The organism is Sphingobium abikonense NBRC 16140, assembly GCF_001598335.1.
GTDB classification, from domain to species: Bacteria; Pseudomonadota; Alphaproteobacteria; order Sphingomonadales; family Sphingomonadaceae; genus Sphingobium; species Sphingobium abikonense.
The window spans coordinates 279,067-288,068 of sequence record NZ_BCYT01000006.1 but is presented as its reverse complement, the minus strand read 5'-3'; the positions used below and the strand labels follow the sequence as shown (position 1 = coordinate 288,068).

Below are 9,002 nucleotides of genomic sequence, written 5' to 3'. Positions count from 1 at the left end.
ACTCTCGGGCTGGTATCGGGTGCGACGAAGATCAGGCCAAGTTCCGAACACAGCCGGCGATATTCGCCCTTTTCCGTCACATTGGCATGGGTGCAGGTGAGGCCCGACAGATACCATACGACCGGCAGCTTCGCGCCTTCCTCATGCGGGGGCACGAAAACCGAAAACACCATGTCCGTCCCTGTGGCTGAAGATGCGTGCCTGTACACACCCTGCACGCCGCCAAAGCTCTGGTTGGCAGACACGGTTTCGATCGTCATGCTTGTCTCTCCGCAAAGATGGGCCGGGGTAAGAGGTCAGACCAAGGCCAGGGCGCCGCACCCACGGTCAGACGCTCCTGCCCTTCCCGACCCGGTGGGATTAGAAGACCACGACCGATCGGATGCTTTCGCCCGCATGCATCAGATCGAACCCCTTGTTGATATCTTCCAAATTCAGGAAATGGGTGATCATTGGATCGATTTCGATTTTGCCGTTCATGTACCAATCCACGATCTTGGGCACGTCTGTCCGTCCCTTGGCGCCACCAAAGGCGCTACCCTGCCAAACCCGGCCCGTGACCAACTGGAATGGGCGCGTCGAGATTTCCTTACCTGCTTCCGCGACGCCGATCACCGTGGAAACGCCCCAACCGCGATGGCATGCCTCCAGCGCCTGGCGCATGACTTCGGTATTGCCTGTGCAGTCGAACGTGTAATCCGCCCCCCCGTCTGTCAACGCGACCAGATCGGCGACCACATCCGCAGTGCTTTTGCCAGCCGGGTTGTAGAAATGGGTCATGCCAAAACGTTCGCCCCATTCGGCCTTGTCCGCGTTGATATCAACCCCGATGATCCGGTCGGCCCCAACCAGTCGGGCGGCCTGCAGGACATTGAGGCCGATCCCGCCCAAACCGAAAACGATCACGTTCGAACCGGGCGTCACCTTGGCGCTGTTGATGACAGCGCCTACCCCGGTCGTAACGCCGCAACCGATATAGCAGCTCTTGTCAAAGGGCGCATCTTCGCGAATCTTCGCAACCGCAATTTCGGGGAGCACGGTAAAGTTGGAGAAAGTGGAACAGCCCATATAATGAAAGATCGGCTGACCCTTGTAGGAAAAGCGGGTCGTGCCATCAGGCATCAAGCCCTTCCCCTGGGTAGCCCGGATCGCAGTGCACAGGTTGGTCTTGCCCGACAGGCAGCTTTTGCACTGGCGACATTCAGGGGTGTAAAGTGGAATGACATGGTCGCCAGGCTTGACGCTGGTGACGCCCGGGCCGATGTCCCGGACGACGCCCGCACCTTCATGACCCAGGATTGACGGGAAAATGCCCTCGCTGTCAAAGCCGTCCAGCGTGTAAGCGTCGGTATGGCAGATGCCCGTCGCCATGATTTCGACTAGCACCTCGCCTGCTTTCGGTCCTTCCAGATCGACCTCGACGATTTCCAGCGGCGTCTTCGCGGCAAAAGCTACGGCGGCTCTCGTCTTCATGCTCAACTCCTTGATAGACTGGTTCGGCGTGCAGAATTGCATGTTAAACCGATTGTCTCATTCACCCGTTCAATGCCTGTTATCACTATCCCCAAAATGGCATAAGGCTTCCGATGGAAAATTCATCGCGCCATATTTGGGACAATAGCATGTCAGGTTGGGACGGGATTGACGAATTTGTCGCAGTCGCGACCGCTGGCTCTTTCATTGGCGGAGCGCGGGCACTGGGCGTGTCTCCATCGCATATCAGCCGTGCCATCCACGATATGGAGCAACGCCTGGATACTCGGCTTTTCCACCGTACGACCCGCGTCGTCAGGCTGAGCGATACTGGCCGGTCGCTGCTCGATCATTGCCGGCAGCTGATCGCGGACAGGGAGGACATGCTGGCGCTCATCCATGAGGAAAGCGAACCCCAAGGCGAGTTGCGGCTCACCTGCTCCACGGCCATGGGCGAACGGTTTCTCGCTCCCATCATGCGCCGCTTTGCCGTGCGGCATCCCCGCTTAAGCGTCACCCTGGATTTGACCAACAGGGTCGTGGACCTGATCGTGGAGGGACATGACCTTGCGATCCGCACGGGCGCGCTGACCGACACGCGCCTGATGGGTACGAAGATTGGCGATCGATCCTTTCTGACATGCGCGGCCCCCGCCTATCTGGACCGCGCGCCGGCGCTCATATGCGTTGAAGATCTCGACCGCCATGACTGCGTCGCTGGCACAAGCCCGACATGGCATTTCAAAGTCGACGGCAAAACGCTGCTTTACCGGCCCAACGCTCGTTTTCGCTGCAATAGCGGCCATGCGGTGGTGGATGCGTGCCTCGCGGGCATGGGCATTTGCCAGCTTCCGGAATTTTATGTTTTGCCGCATATTCGCAGCGGACAGCTGAGGCTGGTCCTTCCTGGCTTAAGGCCGGACGAAGAACCGATTTGGGCCGTTTATCCCCGACGCCGGCATTTGATGCCAAAAATTCGGGCGGCCATCGATCATATCCGCGATCAGATGTCGGCGGAGATGCGCTGCATCTAAACGCGACCGCGGCGCGGTCGTAGCAATCACGTATGAGAACATATCGTCTGGAAGAATGGGGTTTGTCGTCGCGCACTTGCCTTTGCCCTTCCTATATGTGAACCGATGGTCCGATATGGAGGACGATGACCGTGGTTCCTGCGCTGCGCATAGCGACTAATGACGACGTCGCCGTCGTAACCCAGACCGTGGCTGCGGGCGACGCTGTTCTGGGCGTGGCCGTGCTTGACCCGATTCCATCGGGCCATAAGCTGGCGTTGCGCGACCTTGCTGTTGGTGAACCGGTGCGCAAATATGGGCAGGTCATCGGCCAGGCGTCCCGGTTCATTCCGGCTGGTGCGCATGTGCATTCCCACAATTTGACAGTCAGCGGCTGTGCAGCGACGCCATCAACGTCACTTCCGCCCTCCCCCGCCTGCCCGGTAGCGCGCCCTTGTCCCGAAAGGACGACGTTCGATGGCTATCTGCGCGCCGATGGACAGGTTGGGACGCGCAATGTCATTGGCATCATCGCCAGCGTCAATTGTGCGGCGACGGCGGTGCGCCGGATCGCGCGCAAGTTTGAACGGGACCTTCCCGGCTCCATCGACGCCGTCGCTCCCTTCACGCACAGCAGCGGCTGCGGCATGGCGAAGTCCGGGGACGGCTTCGAAGTCCTGGAACGGACCTTGGCCGGCTATGCCCGCCACCCGAATTTCGGCGGTATGCTGATGCTGGGGTGGGATGCGAAGTCGCCCAAATCGACGAGTTGCTGGACCGTCACGGCTTGAGCGCCGGCCCGCGCCTGCGCAGGCTGACGATCCAGGACGCCGGCGGCACGGCGGCGGCTATCGATCAGGGAACCGCCATCGTCCAGGAACTGATCGAGGAGGCTGCGGCCGATAGTCGGCAGACCCGCCCGGTGTCCGACCTTGTTCTTGGTCTGCAATGCGGGGGATCAGACAGCTGGTCCGGCGTGACCGCGAATCCGGCGCTTGGGGTCGCGACCGACCTGCTGATCGCGGCCGGCGGATCCGCCTATCTGTCCGAAACCCCCGAAATTTATGGGGCGGAGCATCTGTTGATGGCACGGGCAGCTGATCCGACCGTCGTCCGCGCGCTTCAGGACAGGATTGCCTGGTGGGAAAGCTATGCAGCGCGCAACGGCGCCAGCCTCGACAATAATCCTTCGCCCGGCAACAAAGCGGGCGGCCTCACGACTATTTTCGAAAAGTCGCTGGGCGCGATCGCAAAGGCGGGCAGTTCTCCGCTGGCGGATGTGCTGCTCTACGGAGAGCCGCGGCGCGCGCATGGCCTGAGTTTCATGGACTCGCCAGGCTACGACCCCTGTTCGGCAACCGGTCAGATCGCATCGGGCGCCAACGTCCTGGCTTTCACGACCGGGCGGGGGTCGGTGTTCGGGTCACAGCCTGCGCCATGTCTGAAACTGGCCTCCAACGCCGCTCTTGCGCGCGGAATGGCGGACGACATCGATATCGATTGTTCGCCCATCCTGGACGGCATGTCGCTCGAAGACGTAGGCGCTTGGATCTACGAGCGCATCCTATCCACCGCGTCCGGCGAACCGACCCGCTCGGAGATTATCGGCGTTGGCGATTTCGAGTTCGTGCCCTGGCAACTGGGCGCGTGGATGTAATCGCCAGTGCGAGAGATGATAGGGACGGCTTTGGCATGCCCCCCCTGTCGCTCCGTTATCGATAATGGCCCATTATGATTTTCAGAACCTGCGGCCGGTCCGTCAGGTTCAAACCATAGTCGGTCTGGTCGCCATTCCATATCCGCTTCATCTGCCAAGTCCCTTGTTTGAAGCGGCCTTCCTCGACCCGAAGCATGATAGCGTTAGGCGGAGAGCCAGGCGCGGGTTCGAACGTGACACGCACATGATCACCGATCAGCAGGAATTCGTCGGCCGATAATTGAATCAGGGCAAAACCGCCAACCGGCTCAGCGGCCGCAGGCGGCGGTTCGGCGGCAAAGGCTTTCCATTCCTTCATGCCGAACTGCCATTGGTCCCACTCCCCAGTGATTTTCCAGTTTCCCATGATGGCGGATACAGCCGACCCATCGTCAGGCTTTGCGCGTCCCCAGGTCGGGTGGGCATAGGACAAACGCGCCCAGTCCCGCATCATCGATCCGACCATGGCGTACGGCAAAGCAAATGCGCCGATAATCTCATCATCCAACGCCTTGGCCCCAAGAGGGTAATTGAAATAGCCGCTGCGATCCATGCCGAAAGGCGCAAAGCCGATCGCCCCTCGCCCGATCGCCTCGTAAAAATACCGTGCGAACGGAAGGGAATTGCCGATTTCCGGCACCATCAGCGCATTGTCAGGCCGCGCATATTTGTCGAGATATTGGACGACGTTGGCACTTTTGGCGTCATAGATGTCCGGCGCCTGGAAATCGACGGATGGGGCGGCGGCCTTCCAGATATCAAGAACATCCTGCTGTGGCCCGCCGCTCGCCACGCCGGTTGGATCGGGGACGTTTGACGGCCCCGCCAATGACGCATTGACATACATTGGCAGAGCCTTGATCGCTTTCCCCGCGCGCGCGACCTCCTCGACATAGGCTGCGATATACCAGCTGTTGAATGCGCGGTCAGCCTGATCTCCAAAAGCGCGTGCCCATGTGCCTCGTTTACCCGTCGCGCGTGACAATGGCTCCGGTATCGGCTTGGCGAAAAGGCGATTGCCCTCCGCACCATAGTCGCGCGGAACACGGTAGCTGCCGGTTTCATTTTCAACCTGAACCATGATGACGCTGTTCTGCGCATCATGATCGCGCAGATATTCCATCAGCTTGACGAAAGCCGTCCGATCGGCGGCCATTGTCTGCGCGCCATGGGGGCTCAGCACATCATGGTCTTTGCCCTCTTTCGTCTTCATCCGCGGAAAGCGCTTGCTGTCCAACTTCACCCAGTCTGGTGTGTAACCGTATCCGGTGTTTTTCCAGGTTCCAAACCACAGCAAAATCAACCGCTTGTCATGCTCTCGCGCCTGCTTCAGCAGTGTATCGAGATAGGAAAAGTCGAACTTGCCCTCGACAGGCTCGATCTGCTGCCACGCAACCGGGATCTCCAGCGTATTGGCGTGAATTTCGTCCAGCACGGGCCAGACCGTATCCAACATGGTCGGATAATTGACGGCATTATTGGCCTGAGCGCCCAGAATCAGAAAAGGGGCGTCATCGACCAGGAGGGCGTGTCGGCCGTCCCCGCGTTCCAGCCGCGGCAAAGACGTTGCTGCATCCGCCGACTGTGCGGCTGTGGCGAGGGAAAAGAGCAGGGCCATCGCGGCGAGGCCAAAGACACGGTGCATCATCTTTCTCTTCGCCGCTTGCCTGCGCTATGGATCAGCGTGATTTCGCATGGGCAGTCATGTGATGACCGCTTTCGCATCGCAGCCTGTCCCTTTACGCCTCAGGCGTCCGCGTGGCGTACAGGGCATGATGCGTGAGGATGTAGAGCGTCCTGCCGTCCTTGCCGCCAAAGACCAGCTGCAAAGGTCGCTCGGGCACGTCTATCCGTCCAATCTCCTTGCCGCCGGGCGCGTAGACGAAAATCTGGCCATTGGCGACATAGACGCGTCCCTGCGCATCGGTGGCGACCCCTTCCCCGCCACGGTTTGCGAAGGGCTTGAGATCGGTCAATGTGCCACCTGCACCCACCACCCCGCTATAGGTGCGGTTCTCCGATCCGTTGGTGACGAACAGCCTTTCGCCTGGCGGCGCCTGAACGAAGCCATAGGTGTCGAGTGCATCGGAAAAGCGGCGGCCGCGATGATCCGTCGGACCTTGGGAAAAGACGCGAAATGCCGGAAGCGCGACAGAGCCATCGGGCGAGACAAACTGAAGCGCCTTGGGCTTGGCCATGTCGCGTGCGAACATTTCCTGGAGCGTCGTGAAACGATAGGTGTCGGGGTCGATCTGGTCGCGAAATTCGCCGTTGTTCCACCAATTGACGGGCATGGTGACGATCGCGTCCTTGCCCTGCGCGACCGGTGTCGGCGCAATGACGGTTATCTGCGTCTCGGGCGTGCCGGGCTTGAAGCTGTAGACCGTACCATTGCGTCCCTGCGAGGAGAGCACCAGCAGATTGCCGGATTTGTCGATCGTCAGATTGACAGGGTCGAGCGCGGCGTCGCGGACGATCTCCAGTCTCCCATCCTCGGACCAGCGCCAGATGCGCTGAAACTGCCGATCGATGAAGTACAGCCTGCCCTCTTCATCCACTGCGCCGCCGCCGATCGAATGAAAGTCATCGGCCAGTTTTTCGACCGGCGCGCCAAGGCGGGACGGTTCGGGAGCAGCAGGATTATCCGTCACGTCGAGCACGGCAAATTCGCGTTCGCGCACGTCGATGCCGTGGGTCACGTCTTGAATCGCGTTGGAATAGGGAAATTTGGTGACGCGCAGGAATGTCGCGCAGCCATTTTCGTCGCAGGTGCCAAGGCCGCTCTCGCCATTCACATGAACATTGCGAAAACGAATGTCGCGCACATTATACAAGGTGACGGCCGCCGGCGCGGCCTTGCGCGTGCGGGTGACGCGATAGCCGTGAAAATTGGCAACCAGGATATTGTCGGAGTCACGAATTTCCAGCGCAGTGGCGTCACCGCTTTCACCCCCCTCACCTTCGGTCTGCGGGGCCAGCAATTCCCAGTTGGACACCCGGTTCAGCGTAATCTCGCTGCGGACATGATGTTCGACAGACGCCTGAATGATCCGTCCGGGCGTTTTCGTGTCGGAAATCAGGATGCCGGGATGCGCGAAGGTGCTGGGACTCCATATATTGGCGAAGGTGCCGCCGCCGCCCTGCGTCACCCACAAGCTGGCATATTGCCCGTCCCAGCGCCGCGCCGCATCGGGGTCGCCCGTCGCGTTGTTGTTATAGGGATTGACGCGCGTGCCATCGAACAGGTTGGTGCCATGCCCGCCCTGGAATTTGACGTCATTGACCATCGACTTCTCGCCGGCCTTCCACAGCAGGGCGGTCGCCCGCTGGTTGGCGCCGTTGCTATTGATGCCGATGCCCTGGACGATCGCATCGCCGCCCTGTGCGCTTTCGATGACGGCCTTGGGCGCGCCGACGCCTTGAAACCCTGGCGACCCGTCCGGCAGAACGATCTGCGTCAGGCTGGGGTGCAGGCCCACCAGTACCGTGTCGGGGCGCAGGCGCAAAGTGTCACTGACGCGATAGAAGCCGGCTGGCAGGTAGACGACGCGATGCGTGTCGATCGCCCGTTGCAACGCGTCGGTGTCATCCGTCCGGTCATCTCCCTTCGCGCCCAGCGCACGCACGCTGACCCAGTCGCTGACCGGGGGCAGCGCGCGGATCGCGGTATCGCTCGCTTTTGGCAGGGCATTGAGCGCTGTCGCCTTCATGGCGGTTTCATAGGTGCCCATGCGCCCCGTGCCGGGCAGGGTCAGCCCATAGGTGAAGCTGTCGACCTTATAGGCGGCGCCCGCTCCTTGCTGGGTGCGGCCACTGTCCCGGAAATGCGCGAACACAGGCATGTTGGCGACCACCACATTCTGGAAGCCAACCTGCGTGTAGACATTCTCCTCGTTGGAGATGATGACGCCGGCCCTGGAGACATTTTCAAAGCGCATGTCCTGGCCCCACAGCCAGTCGCCATAGCCCTTGTCGATTTCGATGCCGACCGGCGTGTCGCGAATTGATACATTGACCATGGTCAACCCGGCTTCATGCTCCCGAATGGCGGCGTCGCGCTGCCCTTCAAATGTGGAGTCGACAAGGGCAAAGGGCCAGGCAGGGGAGGTTTTCTCGGCCAATATGCCATAGCGTCCGCCATAAAAGTGCAGATCCTCGGCTTCATTGGCGACATGATAGAGCCCGGCCAGCCCGGACCCGATGTGGAAGTCCGCGTGGGACACGAAACTATGCTGTGCCGAATGAAATCGGATTGCCGTCGCGGCCGGATTGCCATCCAATATGCGAAAATCGACATTGGCGAGCGCGGAGTAGAAGGTGCCGGGGTTGGCGTCGGCAATATCCTTGTTGAACGGAACGCTGCCCGCTGGCGGAAACGCCGCGGCCGGCGTGCCCTTGTCGGTCTGGCGCTGGCTGCCAGTGAACATCAGCATATGGGCGACGCCCCGCTGAAATCCGGGCGTGTTCGCGCCAAGGAGGATGACGGGTCGCTGCGCGCCGATGCCGAAAAGCCGCACGCCGGGATAAAGGAACAATGTCCGGCTGATGCGATAGGTGCCGGCGGGCAGGAAAACGATACCGCCCCCGGCAGTCGCGGCCTGGTCGATCGCCTGCTGGATCGCGGCGCTGTCATCGGCGCGGCCGTCGCCTACGCCCTTCACCGTCACGGCACGCGGCTCGTCCGGGGCCGTCACATAGACGGATGGCGACGCCAGCACCGGCTGCGCGCCCGCCAGGCACAGCAGCATCGATGCGCAGGCTCCACTCAATCCGTATTTCATGCAATGCTCTCCACTGGGAAAAATATGTCCCGGCCGTGC

6 protein-coding genes and 1 pseudogene are annotated in these 9,002 nt (G+C 60.9%); 3 read left to right on the top strand and 4 right to left on the bottom strand.

Features of this window, described 5'->3' with window-relative positions:
• On the bottom strand, window positions 1-254 hold a 254-nt coding region (locus SAB01S_RS09835), incomplete at its 3' end, for an alpha/beta hydrolase-fold protein (protein ID WP_245646452.1).
• A gap of 106 nt (window positions 255-360) precedes the next feature.
• Window positions 361-1,473, bottom strand: coding sequence for an S-(hydroxymethyl)glutathione dehydrogenase/class III alcohol dehydrogenase (locus tag SAB01S_RS09830; RefSeq protein ID WP_062732876.1), 1,113 nt, complete (start codon window positions 1,471-1,473; stop codon window positions 361-363).
• A 149-nt stretch (window positions 1,474-1,622) separates the two neighbouring features.
• Between SAB01S_RS09830 and SAB01S_RS09825 the strand changes: the two genes are divergently transcribed.
• From SAB01S_RS09825 to SAB01S_RS18830, 3 genes and pseudogenes are all read left to right on the top strand, one after another.
• Window positions 1,623-2,507: a LysR family transcriptional regulator gene (locus tag SAB01S_RS09825; protein WP_062732875.1), complete on the top strand. Its 885-nt coding sequence runs from the start codon at window positions 1,623-1,625 to the stop codon at window positions 2,505-2,507.
• A 125-nt stretch (window positions 2,508-2,632) separates the two neighbouring features.
• A pseudogene (locus tag SAB01S_RS18835) lies at window positions 2,633-3,321 on the top strand (UxaA family hydrolase); the annotation flags it as partial.
• 87 nt (window positions 3,322-3,408) lie between these two features.
• Window positions 3,409-4,143 (top strand): hypothetical protein, encoded by a 735-nt coding sequence (locus SAB01S_RS18830; protein ID WP_369405242.1) that lies wholly within the window; start codon window positions 3,409-3,411, stop codon window positions 4,141-4,143.
• A gap of 55 nt (window positions 4,144-4,198) precedes the next feature.
• Here the strand turns inward: SAB01S_RS18830 and SAB01S_RS09815 are convergent, their stop codons facing one another.
• Together SAB01S_RS09815 and SAB01S_RS09810 are read right to left on the bottom strand one after the other, a co-directional pair.
• Complete coding sequence (locus tag SAB01S_RS09815) at window positions 4,199-5,827, bottom strand: DUF5597 domain-containing protein (RefSeq protein ID WP_062732874.1); 1,629 nt, start codon at window positions 5,825-5,827, stop codon at window positions 4,199-4,201.
• 94 nt (window positions 5,828-5,921) lie between these two features.
• Entirely contained in the window at window positions 5,922-8,963 is a 3,042-nt protein-coding gene (locus SAB01S_RS09810) for a glycosyl hydrolase family 28-related protein (protein ID WP_062732838.1), read from the bottom strand.
• Window positions 8,964-9,002: the final 39 nt, after the last annotated feature.